The 829-nt window shown below is 37.3% G+C and carries 1 pseudogene; it reads right to left on the reverse strand.

Going from position 1 to position 829, the window contains the following annotated elements:
- Positions 1–829 (reverse strand): annotated as a pseudogene (locus ACNQ0W_RS25235) (IS4-like element ISAba1 family transposase); the annotation flags it as partial.

Raw genomic sequence — 829 nt, forward strand, 5'->3', positions numbered from 1 at the left:
GTCTAAACCATAGCGAAATAAACTCATTGAGAGTCGTCCATGCTTCTTTATTTTTATCGCTTTTTTTTGATCATGTTGCCATTCACCCGTTAAGTAACACCAACAGAAGCTTATAGCTAACACCGCAATCAATTTTTTCACTCGTCTAGGGTCTGTCAAGCGCGTATTTTCAAGATTAAACCCGCGTCCTTTGAGACAACTGAATAAGGTTTCAATTTCCCAGCGTAATGCATAATCCTGAATAGCATTGGCATTAAACTGAGGAGAAACGACGAGTAAAAGCTCTCCATTTTCTAACTGTAGTGCACTTATATATAGTTTCACCCGACCAACCAAAATCCGTCGTTTACGACATTCAATTTGACCAACTTTAAGATGGCGAAATAAATCACTAATTTTATGATTCTTTCCTAAATGATTGGTGACAATGAAGTTTTTTTAACACGAATGCAGAAGTTGATGTCTTGTTCAATTAACCATGTAAACCACTGCTCACCGATAAACTCTCTGTCTGCGAACACATTCACAATACGGTCTTTACCAAAAATGGCTATAAAGCGTTGAATCAAAGCAATGCGCTCTTTCGTATCTGAATTTCCACGTTTATTAAGCAATGTCCAAAGGATAGGTATCGCTATTCCACGATAAACGATTGCGAGCATCAGGATATTAATATTTCGTTTTCCCCATTTCCAATTGGTTCTATCTAAAGTCAGTTGCACTTGGTCGAATGAAAACATATTGAAAATCAACTGAGAAATTTGACGATAATCAAAATACTGACCTGCAAAGAAGCGCTGCATACGTCGATAAAATGATTGTGGTAAGC

Origin of the sequence: Enterobacter cloacae complex sp. 6730903, assembly GCF_048283985.1 — a bacterium.
In the GTDB taxonomy this organism is placed as follows: Bacteria; Pseudomonadota; Gammaproteobacteria; order Enterobacterales; family Enterobacteriaceae; genus Enterobacter; species Enterobacter hormaechei_C.